We start from the raw sequence: 20,771 nt of genomic DNA, 5'->3' as shown, positions 1-20,771 counted from the left end.
TATTGTCTTACATACAATGTATTTTAAACTGCATAAACGGAGGAACAACATGTCTAAATTCAAACGCTGGCTCATTCTGGCTATTGTATCAAGTGGACTTTTACTTATTGTGATGGATATGACCATCTTGTATACAGCATTGCCAAGCTTAACCCATGATCTTGGTGCATCCGCGTCAGAGAAATTATGGATTTTGAATGGCTACTCGCTCGTCATGGCGGGTCTGCTTCCAGCAATGGGAACCCTTGGGGACCGCTTGGGGTATAAAAAAATCTTTACACTAGGTTTGCTCGTTTTTGCTATTGCTTCCGTAATTGCAGCCTTTTCTCCCGTACCCGTTGTATTGGTGGTGGCAAGAGTTCTTCTTGCAGTAGGTGCATCCATGATGATGCCTGCTACATTGTCCATCATTAGGGTTACATTTACAAACGAGCGCGAACTTGCATTGGCAATCGGTATTTGGGGCTCCGTTTCCTCCGGAGGCGCTGGACTAGGTCCTATCGTTGGTGGACTTCTTCTGGAACGTTTCTGGTGGGGCTCTGTGTTTTTAATTAACCTTCCCATTGCGATCTTAGCAATTGCATTGACCCTAATTTATGTTCCAAAACATGCGGGAAATAAAGACAAGAAATGGGATTTAATCGGCTCTGTACAGATCATGATTGCTATGGTGGGAATTATCTACTCAATCAAAGAGTTTGCTCGACGTGAAGGAACCCTAACATTCGCCATAATAGGTGCTGTCATCGGCGTCTTGGCACTGATTATATTCATCCGTCGCCAAAACAATAGCACCAACCCCCTTATTGATCTTTCTTTATTTAAAATAACTAGATTCTCCACTGGATTCATCACCGCCTTAGTGGGTACATTTGCACAGATGGGGATTCAGTATATGGTGATCCAGCGTCTTCAACTTGTAGAAGGTCTGAGCCCTCTCCAAGCCGGATTGTTTACGATAAGTTTACCGTTAGCAGCGCTCATTGTTGGTCCACTGGCCGGAACTATTTTGCATCGCTTTGATGTTATCCGTATTAAGAGCGTCTCACTTCTGATTGCCGCTCTGGGAATGAGCATCTTTCTTATGCAGTTTGAATCAAGCAGTAACGGGCAGATTCTTGGGCTAGCTCTCCTTGGTGCAGGCTTGGGGGCAGGTATGACAGCAGCATCTCATTCCATTATGAACTACGCCCCTCCTCACAAAGCAGGTATGGCTGCGTCTATTGAGGAAGTTGCCTATGAGATTGGGGGAGCATCGGGGATTGCGATCATCGGAAGCATGTCAACCCTAGTGTATACCTTGTCTATGAAAATTCCCGCCGGACTCCAAGTTCCTCCTATTGTGAGTGACAGCTTGGATGAAGCTCTTTTAGTTGCAGAGGGTTTGCCTATACAGGCTGCAGAAACGTTGAAAGAGGTAGGCCGTGCTGCTTTTGAGCAATCCTTTCTTGTTATTATTGCAGGCGTAACCGCATTTTTGGTGGTGGCTTCGTTAATCATTCACTTGGCTGGAGCCCGCTCAAAGAAAAGAGAATCTGCTGAGGTATAGTCAATAAACGCATTATTTTGGTCGAAAGGATGATTCTTTACTCTCAAATGATATGATAAAAGTTGCACTATTGATAAACATGTAGTGTATTGCTTAACAATATAATCAAGTATGAAAGGAGGCAAAAAGAGATGGAAGCTGTATTCAGAAATGTAATGTTGGAAAAAGAAGTAATACTATTTGTAGATTTCCTTGTAAAGGGACCAGTCTGTCCTTTTTTAGGAAAACATCAGGAAGCTTTTTGCATCCTTATTTCAGCAAAGTCTGCTGAAATGATTTTGTAAGATTTGATTATAGAACGATATAATGACTAGGCGCCGGGCTCTGCTTGGCGCCTTTTTTGTGTTTTAAAGGAGGAAAAGTTGAGATGTATTTGTGGATTCCTAGCCAACAGCATGTACTAAAAATAAATATTAAGAAAGAGTGATAGACATGTTACTACAATTAAATGGTATTAGTAAAAGCTATTCAGGTGAATTTGTTCTTTCAAATATATCCATGAAAATTGAAGCAGGTGAACGAATTGGCTTAGTAGGAGTTAATGGTGCTGGAAAATCAACCCTGTTAAAAATTATTGCCGGAGACATTCCTTACAATAGTGGCGAACTTTATATAGGAAAAGAAATAAAAGTTGGTTACTTGCGTCAAGATAGTGGTCTACAAGTGGATAATACAATCTGGAGCGAATTGTTAAGTGTCTTTTCTAATCTTATACAAGTCGAGAAAGAGCTCAGAGAGTTAGAGAAGAGAATGGGTGAACCTTCTTTAATTGATAATACTGAGGAATATGAAAGAACTTTAAATCGTTATGCAGATAAATCTGATTGGTTCATACAACATGGAGGCTATGAAATTGAAACGAAGATTCGTGGTATTTTACACGGAATGGGGTTCGGAGATATTCCATCGGATACACTGATTCAGAAATTGAGCGGTGGTCAGAAAACAAGACTTGCTCTAGCTAAAATACTGTTAGAACAACCCGATTTGCTTATGTTGGATGAGCCTACAAATCATTTGGATTTTGCTACTTTATCTTGGTTAGAAGGTTATTTGCAATCATATCCTGGTACTGTTCTCGTTGTTTCCCATGATCGTTACTTTTTAGATTCACTTGTAACAGTTATTTATGAAATTGAACGAACGATAGCTCGACGATACACAGGTAATTATTCGAAATATGTTGAGACTAAAGAAAAAGACCGAGAACTTCATGCTAAGAAATATGCAATGCAACAAACTCAAATTGCAGGAATGGAAGACTATATTCAACGTAATATTGCTAGGGCAACGTCCGCCAAAAGTGCAAAAAATAAGCGAAAACAACTTGAAAAGATTCAATGCATAGATAAGCCACTCCAAGATCTAAAGCGAACGCAAATGTCATTTTCAATACAAAAATCATCACATAAAGAAGTATTACAAGTTAAAGATGTAAGTATCTATATCGATGTAGAAAACAACCGAAGGCCGTTATTGAAAAATATTAATTTTCACTTATATCGCGGTGAGAAGGTGGCCTTAATTGGTTCAAATGGCATTGGGAAATCGACGTTACTTAAGACATTACTGGGCGACTATACATTAGAGAGTGGAACGATAAATTGGGGGAATGGCGTTACTATTGGTTATTATGATCAGGAACAAGCTACTTTATCTCCTAATAACACTATACTAGAAGAGGTATGGAATGCTTTTCCTCATATAGAGGAGGCTAGAGTGCGTGCCGTACTTGGAAATTTCTTATTTACTGGTGAAGATGTGTTCAAAAGAATTTCCTCTCTTAGTGGTGGTGAAAAAGCACGTGTTGCATTATCTAAGCTTATGTTACAACAAGCCAATGTTCTAGTAATAGACGAGCCTACAAATCACCTCGATTTATTCAGTAAAGGTGTGTTGGAAACAGCGCTTATGGGTTATGAGGGTACCATGTTATTTATTTCTCATGACCGTTATTTTCTTAATAAGTTAACTGATAAATTGTTAGAGCTCACTCCAGCGGGGGCTAATTTATATAACGGTAACTATGATGATTATATTGAAGTTAAATAAAATGTTGTACAGAAATTAGGGTCTACCATTATCGATTTTTATTTTCACATTCAAATAGAAGCGATGTTCCTCGTTGTGACATTTCGTTTACATCTTGATCAAACTTTAGCGACATCTCCTCTCTATAGTGAGATATGCATGGTGGCACACACACCTAAAGAAATAGCCATTTAGAGGAGGAATACTGATTGTCAGCTAGTAGCAAGCTGCTGGACGAGTCTGGTAGTGAATATGGAACGGAAACACACAACGAGAATGTAGTGTCTTCCCAAAATAACAGACTGAGAAATAATAAGGTTGCAGGTAAATCAATGGGACGTCTTGTAGCGCTTGATGCAGCGCGGGGGTTGGCAGTCATAGGGATGTATTTGCAGCACTTCGGGCAAAACGAGAGAATTGGAGATATCGTCTCTGGGAACACAACGCTACTTTTTGTACTCTGTGGCGGCATTTCCTACTCGATCATGGCGCAACGCTTGAAGGATCGAGAAACGGAGACGACCTCGTTCCGAGCAAAAATGCTTGCTCGCGCGGTGTTCATCGATGTGATTGGGTATCTGCTCATTATGCTGAATACCTCGTTCGGGGTGATTTTGCCCGCCTATGCGGCAATATTTGTGCTGGCACTGATTCTGGTTAATCGTTCAACACGTGTGCTTGTCACGACAGCAGTCGCTTTGACCGTAATAGCCCCACCGTTGATGATTCTTGGTATGAGTCTCTTATCCGAAGCGTACCTTTTTGCTGATATTGCGGGCGGCCCAATGTCTGCGCTCGCACTTGCCCCTGCTTTCGTCGCAGGTATGGCGATCGGGCGCCTTGATCTCACCAAGATACGTACTGCATTCTCGCTTGCGGTCGGTGGTGTTGTTATGTTCGTAAGTGGTAAGGCACTGGACGCTTTCGTTCTTCCTGAACTACGCCCTTCCTTTGAGGCGTGGCTCGTTCGTATTCAAGGTGCCGGAACTACCGGCTACCAGCCGCCTGACCTGTATGCCATTTGGCCGCTCAACACGGAACCACCGCTGTGGCACATGCTTCTCTATGCAGCTCCGCACACTGCGACGACATTTCAAACGCTGATTGGGCTAGGGTTCGCCCTTCTCGTATTAGGACTGATCTGCCTCGTGCCGAAGAACATCACTTCCGTGCTAGTGCCTTTCGCAGCAGTTGGACGAGTGGCGTTGACGATGTATGCGGCACAGTTCATCGTGAAGTGGTCTCTCGGACACGCAGGGATCGAAAATGGTCTTAAGGGAGTACCTTTCAGTGACCTGCTCATTGTGGTGGCAACGCTAGCGACTGGGTGGTTGATCGCACGGCTGCCCAATGGTCCACTTGAGTCATTGATGCGACATTTTGACCAGGCATTCAGTGCTTCCCGAACAGTACAAGCCTCCAAGTAAGTAGACGGTCGTCCTCGCGAGGGCTCAAAACTTTACAGGAAGACACCAAGAAGACACTCTTCCTCAAACTTGGGAGGCACTTGTAATACTTTACCCCACGGATCTCCAAGCTAAGTGGATTCGATTGAGAGGAGCTGTGTATGGACAGCTCCTCTTTGCTGTTCATTGAAGGAAACAGGTGGAAGAGTTTGCAGTACGGGACACTTCACTTGCTGCCATCCATTGGAATTGCATATAAATAGACAAATCTTTAACATTAGTAGCAGTATCATGGAATATATCACGCATTCGTACAATAATTCGTACAAGCAAAGAGATAGGAGCTATTATGAATAACGCCAAAATTCTCATTATCGAAGACGATACTCCGATTGCGGATCTACTGGCATACGGACTTTCAAAAGAGGGATTTCTAACGCGTGTCGCGACAAATGGAGCAGCAGGAATGAGAGAACTCGAGCTGTTTCAACCCGATTTATTGTTGCTTGATTGGATGCTACCTGACTTTAGCGGTTTGGATATTTGCAAGAAGGTGACCGCAGAATATAATATTCCGATCTTTATGATTACAGCGAAATCAGATATAACAGATAAAGTCCTAGGTCTTGAATTCGGTGCGGATGATTACATTACAAAACCTTTCGATCTTCGTGAAGTGCTTGCACGTATCCGAACGATTCTGCGCCGAGTTGACCAAGCAAACAGTGGTCCTAAAGACGAGCTAAAACAAGACGTCATTTGTGTTCAAGATATTGAAATCTATGCAGATGAACGACTCGTCCAGAAAAACAAGCAAACCGTCGAATTAACGCCTAAAGAATTTGATTTGCTGATGATATTAATTAGGTATCAAGGAAAAACCTTCACTCGCTCGGAATTGCTTGACATCGTATGGGGATACCATTTTGTCGGAGACACCCGTACTGTTGATACTCACATACAAAGACTTCGTAAAAAGCTGGATGCTTCCGAATTCATTACTACTGTATTCGGAATTGGATACAAGTTCAAAAAAACGGGTGGATAAGTAATGCATAAAATCAGCATTAAATTTCTTGTAGGATTTATTCTCATTTTTTCTGTTTCTTTTCTTGTGCTTAATCACACCGTTAAAGAGCTCATTCGGACAAATAATCAAAATATCGTTACATCAGAATTAGAAGGACTTAAAAGCAATAGCAATGTGTACGTACGTCAAGCGTTCCTCATTAATCATTTTACGAGTGATGAACTATACTTTGGCGAGATGGCTGAAGAAATGGGAAACACCCTGAATCATGCCACTGGTAGTATCGTCGGCGTTTATACAGTCGATGGGGAATTACTATATGCTTCGGACAAATCCAAGTTTACACAGTCAAATAAAAATGATTTACAAGAGGCGATTCATGGAAAGACAGCCTACAGTATTACTTATGATGATAATAGCACTTCCGTCCTTTTTTCTTATCCCGTTGTCATTGATGGATCAAAAGTCGGTATATTACGCTTTTTTAAAGATTTCAGCCTGCTTTATCAACAAAGCGGTCAAATCTTGGAACTCATTTTATACATTACGTTTGCGATTTTCGCGGCTGCCTTTTTGTTTTCGTATATTCTTTCAAGACACATTACGCTCCCGCTTGGCAAACTTACTCAGGCTTCCAACGACGTGAAAAATGGAAATCTGGATATTCGTATCCAGTTTAAAAGAAAAGATGAGATTGGTCGACTAGCTGATAATTTTAATGACATGATCGATCAAATCAGTAGACAGATCCATATTATTAAAAAGGATCGGGATCATCTCGAGGAGCTCCATAAGAAGGAGAAACTTTTCTTCGACAATATCACCCATGAACTCAAGACGCCTTTAACCTCGATTCTAGGATATGCCGAATTAATTCGAGCAAACGGTGAGAGTGACCCAATTTTTTTTGATAAGGGTATCAATCATATCATCGAAGAAAGCAGGCGCCTGCATGCGATGGTATTGAAATTACTAGAAGCTTCACGTAACAATATCTCGAACAATGAGTTAGACAAAGTCGATGCAGGACTTATTCTTCAGGACGTCTGTGAATCGATGACCATTCGAGCACAGCGATACAGAAAAAGGTTAACGTATGACATCGATACACAATTAATCATATTGGCTCAAGGAGACAGGATACGCCAGCTCTTTATTAACTTGCTTGATAACGCCATCAAATACAGTTTAAACTTCTCGACATTAACAGTGAAGGGACTACATGTTGACGGGAAAATCCGTTTTATTTTTGAAAATCCAAGCGATTCGATCGAGACTGAGCAACTGTCCAGACTTTTTCAACCCTTCTATTTAGCTCACTCAAAGGACTTGGAAAAGGGCAGCATAGGGCTTGGACTAAGCATTGTCAAATCCATTGTTGATGAATGTAAGGGGACGATTTCGATGGTTAGTGAACATGAACGTACGATTGTTACGGTGGAATTTGACTGTGTGAACACGATGGAAGTGGAGAAGAGCTTATGACGAATAAACATTTTATATTATGGTCAGTGATTCTACCTTTGTTAGTTACGCTGCTGTCAGGATGTAGTTCAGGACCACAAACAGAAACGATTATTATTCCTAGCAAAGAGCAAATAAATAGGGTGGATCAGACTTCTAGTCCATTTCAAGTCAAAAATATTTATCGGCTTCCTCATGAATTTACAAGTTCAGGTCAATTGTTAGGTTGGTCCTCATCTGATTCGGTCGTTGCTTCATTCAAGACAGAAAGCAAGCCAGAACAACTACAGTTGAAACGATTGACTTATCCATTTGAGCACAGCCAGATCATGTCCGAGATTAAAATGGATGACCCGCAAATGATTCTTTCTCCAGATGGTAAACATCTCGCAATGAGATCCTCGTTCATTAGGGGTGACAGCTTGAAGGTGCTTTCATTGAAGGACGGGAAAGCAACGAAGATAGCCAAATTCAGTAACCAGATATACGTGCAAGATATATCTTGGTCTAATAATAGCAGGTACCTAGGGTACTTAACGATAGACCCTTCTGGAAGGGAGAACAACAGTCTCCGACTATATGATATGGAGTCTCGAACTTCCAAAATAATTGAATTAAAGGATTTTGCTAGCGGAGATTCACCCGTAAGTATTAAGGTTTCGGATGATGGCCGCAGCGTATTGTTTACCATGTTTCCTGAACATACTTTTCAAAGTGGAGAAAGAACGATTCTATTGGGAGCAATAACTGATAACAAGATTGAGGAACAGTTCACTCGTCCGGCCGTAGGAGAGCAGAATGCATGGACTAGTAACGATCAGTTTATATTCCTTGGAAGCGATAGGAAGTTATACGAATATGATCGGAGAAATGGCGCACTATCCGTGATTTTGGAAAGAGTGTCTTCATTTAGCCTTTCCCACGACAAAAAGAACATTGCTTACTCATTGTATGGTGAAAATATAATATATGTAGGAGCATTGCGGGGAAGAAATGTTTTGTCTAATGAACCTGTTTACCGTGGGATTGTGCCGACAACTATGTACTGGAGCCTCGACAGTAAAAAACTATTAATTCAGGGGCAAAATGATTCCACGGCAAAGCAGTCATTTATCTTACAATTTGAATAACCTCCATTCACTCCAAACAACCTTATTTCGGATCATTATCCGGATAAGGTTGTTTTGTTATCAAAGCCACTCATTTGGTGTGACAACTTGTTTACATCTCTATCAAACTTTATCTACATCTAGTCATTATATTTGGAAGGGAGAGACACAAAGAAGTTTAGTAGAGGAAGTGTTAGGCACCATGGAGAGAAGAAGCAATGTATCAGGACAACGCCGACGCAAATTAAATAAGAAGAAATTGATTGGGCGCACGTTTCTACTATTTATTATAGTGATGATTGGTATTGGCATATATAAGGGTGGCCAACTTTTACTAGGAACGAATAGTCACATTCAATCCGAGCAATCCCCACAAGTATCACATGTCATAACAGATGTGGCACCGAGTATGAGCGGGAATCAAGATCTCCCTAAGCAGAACAACGACAATCGCAAAGTTGCATATTTGACATTCGATGACGGACCTAACAAGTATACAGACGATATATTAGATGTGTTGAGCGCAAATAACGTTAAAGCGACGTTTTTTATGTTAGGTGATAAGGTCATGGCCAACCGTGATATCGTAAAACGAATGAGTGAGGAAGGGCATTACCCAGCGCTTCATAGCATGTCGCATGATTATAATAAGTTGTACAAGAGCGGTGGCAGCAGCAATTTTATTGATGAGTTTACAGAAGCACAGCGCTTTGTGGAAGAAGTAACGGGCATTAAACCGACGCTAATTCGTGCTCCATACGGCAGCTCGCCACAAATTAACGAAACGTTTCGTGGAGACATAGCGGAAGCGGGATTTAAGATGTGGGACTGGACGATCGATTCGCTCGATTGGAAATACGCGAGTAACCCACCAAGCATTGTACAAGAGATAACAGGTGCTTTGGCAGAACAAACCGAAGTTATTCTTATGCACGACCGTAAACAGACCGCTGATCAATTGCAGAACATTATAGATGAATTGAAAGCGCAAGGGTATGAATTTGAAGCATATGATCCAAATAACCATTTTGTATCCAACTTTTATAAAGATGAGAGATTGTAGGGATTCTATAAAAACATGGTCAAATTATGCAGATCATTTATCACGATGTTGTTATTTAATCGAAATGAACATCTTTGTAGGAGTATGAAATAAATTTGTTTGAGTCGCGGTTGCGGCTCTTTTTTTCTGTATTAGAGTGAGGGGATTATACGTTGCGATTACACGATCTGAAAGTAAAGAACATAGTGGCATTCCCAACGCTTTGCAAGGGATTGTAACCACAAAGGCCAACATTGACCATCTGCTCAGGCTGACGGACGCGCAGGAAAATAAGGAAATGGAGCAATAGCGACATAACGTAACTTGAGGTGAGAAGTTGCAGGGTTTGGGACAGCTTGCCGTTTAGCGAAAACACCATCATGTAACCATCAAAATTGACAATGGTGGTTACATGTATTATAGTACCTTTATAACCAGGTAAATCCTCTTTAATAACTGATTAATTTTCTCTGTGGAAAATTGAATAGGGGGCTACATGATGTTTGTAAATAAAATTGTGCGCATAATAAAAAGCAAAAAGGAGATGGCAATCACAACTTCATGTATTGTGTTTTCCATCATTTTTGGTTTTTTATCCAATGATTTATGGATTGGGGGCACGATACTTGCTACAGGTTTGATAGGTGCATTTTATGCAAGTGAAGGAAAACGAATTAACTACATTTTAGGCTTAATCAATTACCTTTTGATGGCTTATGTAGCGTACAAAAATCATTTGCATGGAATTTTATTTTTTTACACAATAATATTTGCGCCGCTTCAAATAATAGGTTTTTTTTCATGGAAGAAGCAATTGAACGCTGATAACACGGTTAACGCAAGAAGGTTTACTTTGAAAACATCACTTTTTATAATTGTTTTAAGTATTGGTTGTAGCTTTATTCTTGGCTATCTGTTGAGTTTAATTCCGAATCAGCAGCTATCTTACTTGGATGCAAGTACAAACTGTATCAATTTATTTGGCGTAATTTTGATGATCATGCGATACCAAGAAGCGTTTTGGTTGTGGCTAGTCAATAACATTTTAGATTTAATCATATGGACTCTGATTTTGCTTAGCAATGGAGAAGGAGCATTTATGATGGTTTGCGCTTCGATGGGCTTCCTTTTAATAAATATCTACGGAATTATCAAATGGCAGACAAAATCAGCAAACAACGATTTGCAAAAATCAGAAGGGTGAGATGATGGAGTTTCTTTGTATAGACATTATGAATAGTGACCGGGTAGACTGGCAGAATGCAGATATTAAAAGGGATATGTTGGAAGATGAGAAATGGTTAAATGAACTTTTAGAGAAATGGGAGTTAGAAGCTTCTTCACCAATAGATACTGTTTCTCTAAAAAAGCTAAAGGCACTGCGCAAGCAAATGTACGCGATCGTATCCACACTGAGTAACGGTGATGAACTACAGAGAGACCAACTCAATGAGGTGAACAACATACTGGAAGACATGTCCACGCATGTCCGGATGGATTATAAAAACAACGAATTTACCCTTGAGTACAGCTATAGTGGACAAAGGTGGTTTTTGGTTATTTGGCATGTCGCCAAGTCTTTTGCAGACAAGTTATGTAATTACGGCACTACACGGTTTAAGGTATGTGATAATGAGGATTGTGGCTGGGTATTTTATGACCAAAGTAAAAATAAATCACGAAGATGGTGCGATGATAAAGTATGTGGAAACATTATGAAGGTGCGCCGTTTCCGTTCCCGAAAAAAAGAGAATGAAAATTAATAATGAAGTTAGACAATGATTACAAACAATAAAGTTTAGCTGTGCGTTATTAAAAAGAGATTGTACACAGGTATGCAGTCAACTTCTTGTCATCCGTGTCCGACATGTCGGATGACAAGAACATAGGGACATTACACACCGCATAAAATGCAGTTTTTTTGTTTTATGTCAACAACTTCTTGTCATTTTCATTTGACAAGAAGTTGTTGACATTTCCATTTTTGACAAGAAAATAAGGACATTACCGCATAGCATTGTTTAATAAGACGTTTTGGGGTTAACACACAGTTTTAACATTTTAAAAGAAATTAAAAAACCGTTCGTTAAATAACGGCCACCTTGACTTGTAGTTTTTATAAGTATACATGCTAACGCAGGTGACTTGCGGGATAATAATTATGTATGATGTACATTAACATAAAAGTACGAACTTTTGCGTTTTGTAACATACAATACAAACTAAATACGGTTTCGTAACACTAAAGTATGTATTTTAATGTTACTGGACATCATTGGACAATTAATTATGAGAGAAAAGATCTACACATGTAAAACGACACAAAGTTACCCTTTTGCTTTGAGAAAACTGTCCTCCAAGAATGGCGGTAATCAAGTTTCATTACAAATAGATATACAATAGATTATTGACCTTCTTCAACAAACTTAACAATACGAGCTTTAATAGCATCACGAACGCTTCTGAAGTGTGCCATAATTTCCTCTTCAGTACCTGTTGTTTTAGCAGGATCTTCAAATCCCCTATGCCATTTCACAACATTAGAATTTGAGATGGTTGGACAGTGATCATCAGCATGTCCGCAAAGCGTTACAACTTAATCAGCACGATTTAAAATCTCAGGATCAATGACATCTGATGTATTACCGCTAATATCAACGCCTGCTTCTTTCATTACTTGAATGGCCCTAGGATTCAAACCATGCGCTTCAAGACCTGCACTTTTTACCTCATATTGTTCTCCACCCAGTTTCTTCATAAATCCGTCTGCCATTTGACTGCGACCTGAGTTACCTGTACATAAAAAGTATATGTGTTTCTTCTCCATTTTGTATTTCTCCTTTATATTTATTAGTGAATGATGCTAAGCCACAAATATAGTCCCGTTAGGGTTATAAATAACACCGGAACAGTCAACACGATGCCTACTTTGAAGTAATATCCCCACGTAATTCTGACGTTCTTCTTAGCAAGCACATGAAGCCATAGTAGAGTAGCGAGTGAACCAATAGGTGTAATCTTTGGACCAAGATCAGAGCCTACGACATTAGCATAAATTAGAGCTTCACGAAGTACTCCTTGCGTATCCGTCCCCTGAATAGCAAGTGCATCGATCATAACTGTTGGCATGTTATTCATAATAGAGGAGAGCTGCAACAAATCCAGAACCTACTGCCGCGATAAACAGCCCTTGATCGGCCATCCACTGAAAGACCTTACCAAGTTCTTCTGTGAGTCCTACATCGCGTAGGCCATATACGACGACATACATACCAATTGAAAACACGACAACTGACCAAGGGGCACCTTTGATAACAGCACCTATATGGACGACCTTACTGTTTTGAGCAAATACCAGAAAGATGATAGCAGCTATGCCAGCAATGATTGATACTGGAATCTGTATGAGCCCACTGACCATGTACGCAATCAACAATACGGAAAGTACGATCCAAGAAAGCTTAAACATTCGCATATCTTTTATTGCTTCCTTAGGTTGTTTTAGTTGACTGAGATCATAGTTTCTTGGGATGCTTTTTCGAAATACAAGATACAACATGAGCAAGCTTCCAGCTATAGAAAAGAAAGTTGGAACGAGCATTCGACTCGCATATTCAGCAAAACCAATGCCAAAGAAATCAGCCGAAACGATGTTGACAAAATTGCTCACGATAAGTGGCAGGGAGGCTGTATCTGAAATAAATCCACTCGCCATAATAAACGGCAAAACTGAAAAATTGCCGCTTACAAGAGGGAAATAAAGGACAGGGATAGAATTACTTTGATAGGGAACAAAACCATAAGAGCTGCAATATGGCTTTATGTTTGTTCATGCTGACTGGATGAGAGGTGACATGATGACCGTTGAAATCGCAGGAGTTCGAGGCTACGAGTACCAGTATCTCGTTTCTGCTTATGTGGCGCTGAAGCTGCTAGATCAAGAAAACGTTGGCATCTATATCGAATGTGCGGATGGAGAAGATTCGCGGATTACCTTTCATGTCGCGGGCAAGCCTTATATTTTGGACGTGCAAGTGAAGGATCGCTCCGGTCAAATTGATTTAGCGGAGTTTTCGAGTTGGATTAGCCATTTTGACAAGCATAGCCGGGAAATGAACTTACTGGAGAAATTAAAGCAGGACGCCAATCGCTTTGTATTATTTGTAACGAATGCCCGCTGCCGGGACGACGTGAGCCTGTTTGTAGATTCGAATGAGGTTTATTTACCGTTAACGGCAGGGATGGACAACGACTTATTGGCTCGGGTCAAAACAAATGTGTTGGCACACTACAAGGATACGACTCCTGCTGGGCAGGGACGTCGTCGTTTTTTGGAGCAGTTTTTTAGAGATAACTCAAACAATCAGCTTAGGACGATTTTGAAAAAAAATCGCGTCTGGGAGTCTATGGACTGGGATACCGTTTATGAACGGCTAGCGCGGTTGCTCAATAGAAAATACGCCGTTCCGCAAAGCGAAACAGATGACGTCATTAGCAAGCTGGATGAGCTAGTTCGGCATGGCCGCGATTCTGGGCAATCCATCACGGAAGATGTCGTTAGACTGCTTGCTGCTTACAACGGCAATCGAATATTCCCTTATGATGAGAAGCTCGTTCCGCGAGCTGAAATGTCCCTCTGCAGCGAAGTTTTGGAAGCTTCCCATGTGCTACTGCTGACAGGGGTATCCTTCTGTGGAAAAACGTATTTGGCGAAGGAGATTGCCCAACGTTATCAGGAGTCTGGCTTTAGAGTAAAAATAACAAGTGAGCTAGATGGGGACAGCGGTGCGCTCGCTTTTTTGCGGCATGTGAGCCATGAGGAGAGGCTGCTCGTACTGGAAGACCCATTTGGCTCGATGACGGCTCATCCACAAAGGGCCGAGCTTATTGCAAAAGTGGAACGGCTACTGGACGCCTGCGGCCGACATCGCAAACTGATCGTGACGACCCGCAGCGATATTTTGCTTCATGCTTTGCGTCGCGACTCGATTGCAAAATGCCGCATGAAGGCACATGTATGGCATGATTTGACGGCTGATGAAGCTGCAATCGGAGAAAAAATTTGGATGCGCTATTATGGTGTGTCGGCTTCGTCTGCAGCATTGTTTCAGCGGCTGAGGGGCTGGCTGGAGCGTAATGAACGTACGAGCGTCCTGCAGCCCGGACAAATCGTGCACCTCCATTATGCGCATCCTGATCTGGGTGTGCTGGAGCAATGGGAGGAGTCGGCGATCATTAATGAAGCACGGATCGACTCTAATCGCTTAGCACGGCAGATTGACGATCAGGGGCAGAACAGCAAGCGTGTGTTTATGGCGCTTAGTTTAAGCTGCAACACCTATCGAGCGGCAAAGATCGACGATTTGGCGTTTCTGTTAAGTGAATCGACGGAGGAGCCAGCGCTTAACTCCCAGCATGACGAGCCTGTTGCCTATCATATCGGGGGCAAAGGAGCGGAGACGCCGCCATATCCAGCCTACCAGGCAACGTATGAGATTACGGGCGACGATAAGGCAGCGCTTCGAGATTTACGCGACCGCGGCTATATCAAAGTTGATTCGGTTTATAAAACGATTGTGTTTACTCATCCGATTTACTACCACGCGAGCAAAATCTTATTCCAAACGAATCTGGAGGACGTTTTTGCCGACAAGGAGGGCATCTTCCGCTTGTTAGGCCGAAGTTTGGCTTCACCATCTAAAGAAGGAAACCTATGTGCGCTTATGATGGCAGAGTGGCAGTATGCCGAGACACAAGATGCCACGCTTAAACAGCGAGTCAAGGTATTAATGCTAAGAAGTCTACATTCGTTGTTTCCGTCTGTGAAGGATCGGGTCATTATGTATTTCAATAATCGGCTGAATGAGCTGGACGATCAAGAACAGAAGGCATTTGTGAGTGCTGTAAAAGTTCAAAACTCGATGATCGAAGATGATATTTTGTGGCATAAGGGTGAGCCGTATTTTAATACAGCAACGGAGCGTCGGTCCAGTTTCCGCTGGCTTGACTGGGATGAGGACAGATATGCAGCAAGTCTACAAAAATTAGCGGTAAGCGAGCCACTTACTGCTGAAGAAATACGGGATATGCTAGCAGTTCGCATTGCAGCCAAAATGGAGCCCGCTGATCTGCTACACGTTATTCGGCTGGCGCTAGCTTATGATGAAAGCTTTATTCGAGCGAAAGCGGTGAAACTGCTGTTTCAACAGTTCGCTTATACGTTCGAGGATATTGCAGGCTACTTGGAGCCGCAAGAGCATCCGGACTATATTTATCAGCTGTTTCGCGGCGCTTTGTCCAGTTGGAGCAGCTATACACCACAAGCGAAGTCTGCGATTTTAGATTATGTTCGGAACTCGCTGTCGATTATGTCCGTTGCGCTGCGCTCCAAACGTTTTTTGGAAAATTTCGAGGATCAGTATACGCTGGATGGCCTAGATTGGGATGAACTCACAGACGAGGAGGCCCGAGAGCTATGGCTTGTTTGGTACGATGTGTTTATTGCGCTACTAAACCATTTTCCGTCCCAATATATACGGATGAATGAAGCTCATATGGTGAAAGTAGCGAGAGAGTCTCTAGCTCATGTTGATGATTTGGAGCGGATTGTCCAATTGGCAAGCTCTTGGCATCGTTGGCTGCATCATTATAGCGAGCATCATTTGCCGGAGGATTATGGTATGAATGTTGCGGATTATTTGCTGAAAGGAACAGGACAGGCTGCTGGCGTTAGAGCAGAGCTTTTCCAAGAACTGCTGGCGATCCGGCAAACTAGTCTGCTCACAGTTACGATCGGCACATTGGTAGACCATTGGCCCTCGTTGTCAAGTGGTGAACGGGCCGAGCTAATAGCGGTGTTGCAAGCCGAACGAGAGGGTGTCCGCTGGCTGCGTGGAGTGGCGCTGAACCGCCGTGCTGTTCCTGATGAAGTACAAATTGCGATTATGGGTGAGGTTTTATTTGAACAAGAGATTGATGTTGTAGTGGATCGGCTGTTAGCGGAAGGACTGCTGGAATACTGCCTCAACGTCCATTGCGGTTACCCGCAGCCGTTATGGTGGAATGGCTATCATCATCATAACGCAAAGGTATGGAATTGTGTTATTGTGGAAGTGTTGGGGCGACCACCAGAGGGGCGCTGCTTCGATATTGCGTTACGGGAGTTTATAGATGCGCTTTACAATTATGATACGCGCCGATTTGGGGACGGTATGGCCGTGTATACAAGGTTGGTCGCTAATCCCGCTCAACGACAGGCGTTATTTCGTCAGTTGCTGACGGTTACAGCAACAAACAACCAAAGTAATAAACAAATGTGGGATTTGCTGCTTGCCCATAGCTCCGAAGAGGAGCGGCAGCAATTTTTCACGATCATCGCAGAGAATATTGAAGCTGTGCAATACCAGTGTGACGATTTGTTGGAGCTATTTGAGTGGGAGGTTGTATTTGGACAGTTGTGCTCTAGACTGGGCATCGACCATACGGTTGTAGTTTTTTGCTTCCGACATATAGATTATGCTGAGCAGCAAGCAACGGCCTCGCTTGCCGACGACGAGGAGCATTGGCGACTGCTCGGCAAATTTAAAGCATATATTAGCTTGGTATATGAGCATAATCCACCAAAAATGACGTTAACAGACCGGATTGTTGGTAACACGCTGCGCAAATTGCGTATTGCCGATGACGTAATTGATCGGCTGCTTGAAGCTAATCGACAGCAGCTTATCGAGTCGGGCTCCAAGCAAGCGCAATCGTTTGACGATCATTACGAGTTGGAGAATTGGGTGCAGTAATTCGTTAAGACAATAGTAAGGGAGATAAGCCTGCATTTTACGAACTACATAAATCTCGTGAAAAAGATCGATCTATGCAGTTCAGCAGCGAGGTAGTAGCTACTCATGAAGTCAATGCTATAAACCATTATTTAGTAATGTGCGCATGATAGTTTACTTGTTACTAACAAATAAAAGCACCCATTTGTGGTGCTTTTTCTTTTGCTCTCATACGTCAAGAAGAGAGCCGATTTAGGCCCGTTTTAGTTATTGAAGTAGACTTAGCCTTACATGTCGAGGGACAAGAACATAGTCCTATTGCCGTTTAGATGTGTGCCTGTTCCCATAGGTTCAGCAAAGTCAAAAAATTTATACATAACAATCATCACAATTTTAGTCTATATAATATACTTAAATTATAAAATAAATCTCATATAACAAGTAGAAACCATTTGAGTTAAGCCACAATAATAACTTTACTTTAAATGAAGGTTTTGTAATTCATAGTTAATTATTATTTTTATCATATTCTTTATCTCATTATCATTAGTATCAATTTTAATATTTGTTTGATTTTTTGCACTAATTTTTCTTTATCCACTTCTTCATACATTTACTCCAGACAATTTGGCCAGTTTCCGTGTTGTAAATATAAACATTATCATCAGAAGAGTATTTGGAATCTTCTCTAAGTTTGGAAGTCAAGACTGCTGCAGCATAATCACTTGCTAAAATAAGTTATTGTTACGACTGGTGACGAGTAATTATGAGTTTTCATAGTTTACCAATAATGATCATCAAGTTTGAACCTTTCATATCAATTAAATTCGGGTTATTTCAGTTTATTTTTCGGAATAAAGATGATGAAGAGAAAGGTGATAAGATGGCGGCTAAAGGATCGATACATGAAATGAAAGATTTGGCTATAAAGAGAGAAGGATTATGCTTATCCATTGAATATAAGAATAGTAATACGAAACTTAAGTGGAGATGTAATTGTGGTTATGAATGGGAAGCGACCCCGAATAATATTAAAAGAGGAAAATGGTGCCCGTCGTGTGCTCATACCAAAAATGCCAACTCTAAAAGGAAAACAATTCAAGACATGCAAGTTATAGCAGAACGAAATCATGGTAGATGTATATTCAGCAAATACTCAAATATGAATTCAAAGCTAGTATGGGAATGTTCTAAGGGGCACCAGTGGGAAGCATACCCCAGTAATATATACTCGGGGAAATGGTGCCCCACATGTGCGGGTAGAAATAAGAGTTTAATGGATATGCAGGCTTTTGCAAAGGAGCATAACGGTAAATGTCTATCCACTCAATTTTTTACAATGACTAGAAAGCTTAAATGGCAATGTAAAGAAGGTCATGTATGGGATGCAACCCCAAATAGTGTTTTAAACAAAAAATCTTGGTGTCCCGTTTGTGCTGGAAACAATAAAAAATCAATTAAAGATATGAAACAATTAGCAGGTAGGAGAGGAGGGAAATGTCTTTCTAAAAAGTACATTAATGTTGATTATCCACTTTTATGGAAATGTACTAATGGCCACGATTTTATATCCACAGCTTATTCAATTGAAAAAGGTAGTTGCTGTCCAAAATGCAATAATAACTCAGTGTTCTTCAATGAAGAGAAGTGCAGATTTGTTTTGGAATCTCTTACACAGAAAAAGTTTCTTAAAACAAGGAAAGAATTTAGAAACGGTTATGAACTTGATGGATATAATGAGGAGCTTAGATTAGCTTTTGAATACCATGGAAGACAACACTATTCATATATTCCCTATTTTCACAATCAAAGTGAGGAACTTTTTTTTGAACAACAGTTAAGGGATCTAAAAAAGGAAAAGCTTTGTAAGGAGAACGCTATACATCTAATAGTGATTCCATATAATGTTGTAAGTGATACGGATAAAGTAGAATTTCTTCAGAAGAAATTATGGGAATTAGGATATGATAGTTTGGATACTGACGTAGATTGGAGAAGTTTTTATAAAGGGTTTAATCCATTAAATGAGTTACATGCTCTAGCTGGTTTGAAAAATGGGATTTGTTTTTCAAATGAGTACAACGGGAGTGATGAGAAATTAAAATGGGAATGTTCAGAAGGACATGTGTGGGAGGCCTCTCCATACTACATAAGAAAAGGCTCATGGTGTCCCCAGTGCTTAGGTCGAGGGAGAACTATCGAAGATATGAAAATGCTCGCACAAGAAAAAAGGGGGGAATGCTTATCAAACTCATATACAAATAACAGTACAAAGTTAACATGGAAGTGTGAAAGTGGTCATGTTTGGGATGCAACACCTTCAAGTATTACAAATGGAGCATGGTGTCCTAGGTGTTCTGGTAGATCGATTACCATTAAAGATATGCATTTATTGGCCAAAAGTAAGAATGGTAAGTGCCTGTCCACCCAATATAGTAATAATAAAACACCATTATTGTGGGAATGTCATATGGGACACCAGTGGGAAGCAGCTACTAGAAGTATTCAGCAAGGTTCGTGGTGTCCATCATGTAATTCAAAAACAATAAATGACATGAAACAAATTGCAGCAAAATATGATGGGGAGTGTCTTTCTGTAATATATAGTGGGAATGATAGTAAATTAGTTTGGAAATGTGATCTTGGACATCAATGGGAGTCGTCTCCTAATTATGTCCAAAGAGGAAGATGGTGTCCCCAGTGTAAGGAAGATCAAAAAAAACGTAAAACTATTGACAAACTAGAAGTATTAAAAGAATTAGCTCAACAAAGAGAAGGTAGATGCCTATCCCGAATTTATTATAATGTTGACACTAAACTTAGGTGGGAATGCAGGGAGGGCCACCAATGGGAGTCTACACCCTATAGTGTGAAAAACGGAACTTGGTGCCCTACATGTGCTTCTAAAAATTCTGGTATGTATAGAAGAAATAATATTAAAGATATGAAGAGGCTAGCGGAGAAAAATGATGGAATATGTATATCCGATACCTACGTAAACAGTCAAACAAAATTACGTTGGAAATGTAAAGAAGGTCATGAATGGTTCGCCAATCCTAATAACATTCAGCAAGGATCTTGGTGCCCGATATGTAGAAGAAATGAAAGTTCAATTAAGCAGAGAAAATCCATTGAGGATATGATTGAACTAGCCAGAAAAAGAAATGGAGAGTGTTTATCTACGGAATATATTAATGCACACACCAAGCTAATGTGGAAATGTGTTCATGGGCACGAGTGGGAAGCTAAGCCAAATAATATACAACAAGGCAAATGGTGTCCTAGGTGTGTTAATTTATATCCGTTATCTTGTGAAGATGACTATCTCAATATTAAAGGTGAGGAATATGTCTAAGCATTTTTCGTTC

12 protein-coding genes and 2 pseudogenes are annotated in these 20,771 nt (G+C 40.9%); 12 read left to right on the top strand and 2 right to left on the bottom strand.

Annotation, left to right across the window (positions count from 1 at the left end; all coding sequences use genetic code 11):
• Positions 1 to 49 precede the first annotated feature (49 nt).
• From KIK04_RS22375 to KIK04_RS22330, 10 genes are all read left to right on the top strand, one after another.
• The gene (locus tag KIK04_RS22375; protein ID WP_232275920.1) at positions 50 to 1,549 is read left to right on the top strand and encodes an MFS transporter; all 1,500 of its coding nucleotides are present in this window, start codon (positions 50 to 52) and stop codon (positions 1,547 to 1,549) included.
• A gap of 131 nt (positions 1,550 to 1,680) precedes the next feature.
• Positions 1,681 to 1,833: a hypothetical protein gene (locus KIK04_RS22370; RefSeq protein WP_232275918.1), complete on the top strand. Its 153-nt coding sequence runs from the start codon at positions 1,681 to 1,683 to the stop codon at positions 1,831 to 1,833.
• A gap of 148 nt (positions 1,834 to 1,981) precedes the next feature.
• Positions 1,982 to 3,601, top strand: coding sequence for an ABC-F family ATP-binding cassette domain-containing protein (locus tag KIK04_RS22365; RefSeq protein ID WP_232275916.1), 1,620 nt, complete (start codon positions 1,982 to 1,984; stop codon positions 3,599 to 3,601).
• 188 nt (positions 3,602 to 3,789) lie between these two features.
• On the top strand, positions 3,790 to 5,007 hold the full coding sequence (locus tag KIK04_RS22360; RefSeq protein ID WP_232275914.1) for a DUF418 domain-containing protein: 1,218 nt from the start codon (positions 3,790 to 3,792) through the stop codon (positions 5,005 to 5,007).
• 328 nt (positions 5,008 to 5,335) lie between these two features.
• Positions 5,336 to 6,034 carry a response regulator transcription factor gene (locus KIK04_RS22355; protein WP_232275913.1) on the top strand — a complete coding sequence of 233 codons (699 nt, stop codon included), beginning with the start codon at positions 5,336 to 5,338 and terminating at the stop codon, positions 6,032 to 6,034.
• A 3-nt stretch (positions 6,035 to 6,037) separates the two neighbouring features.
• On the top strand, positions 6,038 to 7,501 hold the full coding sequence (locus KIK04_RS22350; RefSeq protein WP_232275911.1) for a HAMP domain-containing sensor histidine kinase: 1,464 nt from the start codon (positions 6,038 to 6,040) through the stop codon (positions 7,499 to 7,501).
• On the top strand, positions 7,498 to 8,610 hold the full coding sequence (locus KIK04_RS22345; RefSeq protein WP_232275909.1) for a hypothetical protein: 1,113 nt from the start codon (positions 7,498 to 7,500) through the stop codon (positions 8,608 to 8,610). The genes KIK04_RS22350 and KIK04_RS22345 overlap by 4 nt, the downstream gene beginning before the upstream one ends.
• 181 nt (positions 8,611 to 8,791) lie before the next feature.
• On the top strand, positions 8,792 to 9,652 hold the full coding sequence (locus tag KIK04_RS22340) for a polysaccharide deacetylase family protein (RefSeq protein WP_232275908.1): 861 nt from the start codon (positions 8,792 to 8,794) through the stop codon (positions 9,650 to 9,652).
• A 475-nt stretch (positions 9,653 to 10,127) separates the two neighbouring features.
• Positions 10,128 to 10,835 carry a nicotinamide riboside transporter PnuC gene (gene pnuC / locus KIK04_RS22335; RefSeq protein ID WP_232275906.1) on the top strand — a complete coding sequence of 236 codons (708 nt, stop codon included), beginning with the start codon at positions 10,128 to 10,130 and terminating at the stop codon, positions 10,833 to 10,835.
• 1 nt (position 10,836) lies between these two features.
• Entirely contained in the window at positions 10,837 to 11,394 is a 558-nt protein-coding gene (locus tag KIK04_RS22330; protein WP_232275904.1) for a CGNR zinc finger domain-containing protein, read from the top strand.
• 641 nt (positions 11,395 to 12,035) lie between these two features.
• Here KIK04_RS22330 and arsC read toward each other — a convergent pair.
• Positions 12,036 to 12,458: pseudogene (arsC, locus tag KIK04_RS22325) on the bottom strand (arsenate reductase (thioredoxin)).
• Positions 12,459 to 12,481: 23 nt separating this feature from the next.
• Positions 12,482 to 13,361: pseudogene (arsB, locus tag KIK04_RS22320) on the bottom strand (arsenite/antimonite efflux transporter); the annotation flags it as partial.
• Between the two features lie 124 nt (positions 13,362 to 13,485).
• On the opposite strand from arsB, the gene KIK04_RS22315 reads away from it, so the two are divergent.
• Together KIK04_RS22315 and KIK04_RS22310 are read left to right on the top strand one after the other, a co-directional pair.
• Positions 13,486 to 17,424 carry an ATP-binding protein gene (locus tag KIK04_RS22315; protein WP_232275903.1) on the top strand — a complete coding sequence of 1,313 codons (3,939 nt, stop codon included), beginning with the start codon at positions 13,486 to 13,488 and terminating at the stop codon, positions 17,422 to 17,424.
• A 745-nt stretch (positions 17,425 to 18,169) separates the two neighbouring features.
• Positions 18,170 to 20,758, top strand: coding sequence for a zinc-ribbon domain-containing protein (locus tag KIK04_RS22310; RefSeq protein WP_232275901.1), 2,589 nt, complete (start codon positions 18,170 to 18,172; stop codon positions 20,756 to 20,758).
• The last annotated feature ends 13 nt before the right edge of the window (positions 20,759 to 20,771 follow it).

It is taken from the genome of Paenibacillus sp. 481, from assembly GCF_021223605.1.
Taxonomy (GTDB): domain Bacteria; phylum Bacillota; class Bacilli; order Paenibacillales; family Paenibacillaceae; genus Paenibacillus_B.
The sequence above is the reverse complement of the archived record's forward strand: the minus strand, read 5'-3'. Positions and strand labels throughout refer to the sequence as shown.

Excerpts from the sequence above, each read along its gene's own strand:
- KIK04_RS22375 (WP_232275920.1), top strand. The coding sequence starts at position 50 with ATGTCTAAATTCAAACGCTGGCTCATTCTGGCTATTGTATCAAGTGGA.
- KIK04_RS22370 (WP_232275918.1), top strand. The coding sequence starts at position 1,681 with ATGGAAGCTGTATTCAGAAATGTAATGTTGGAAAAAGAAGTAATACTA.
- KIK04_RS22365 (WP_232275916.1), top strand. The coding sequence starts at position 1,982 with ATGTTACTACAATTAAATGGTATTAGTAAAAGCTATTCAGGTGAATTT.
- KIK04_RS22355 (WP_232275913.1), top strand. The coding sequence starts at position 5,336 with ATGAATAACGCCAAAATTCTCATTATCGAAGACGATACTCCGATTGCG.
- KIK04_RS22350 (WP_232275911.1), top strand. The coding sequence starts at position 6,038 with ATGCATAAAATCAGCATTAAATTTCTTGTAGGATTTATTCTCATTTTT.
- KIK04_RS22345 (WP_232275909.1), top strand. The coding sequence starts at position 7,498 with ATGACGAATAAACATTTTATATTATGGTCAGTGATTCTACCTTTGTTA.
- KIK04_RS22340 (WP_232275908.1), top strand. The coding sequence starts at position 8,792 with ATGGAGAGAAGAAGCAATGTATCAGGACAACGCCGACGCAAATTAAAT.
- pnuC (WP_232275906.1), top strand. The coding sequence starts at position 10,128 with ATGATGTTTGTAAATAAAATTGTGCGCATAATAAAAAGCAAAAAGGAG.
- KIK04_RS22330 (WP_232275904.1), top strand. The coding sequence starts at position 10,837 with ATGATGGAGTTTCTTTGTATAGACATTATGAATAGTGACCGGGTAGAC.
- KIK04_RS22315 (WP_232275903.1), top strand. The coding sequence starts at position 13,486 with ATGATGACCGTTGAAATCGCAGGAGTTCGAGGCTACGAGTACCAGTAT.
- KIK04_RS22310 (WP_232275901.1), top strand. The coding sequence starts at position 18,170 with ATGAGTTTTCATAGTTTACCAATAATGATCATCAAGTTTGAACCTTTC.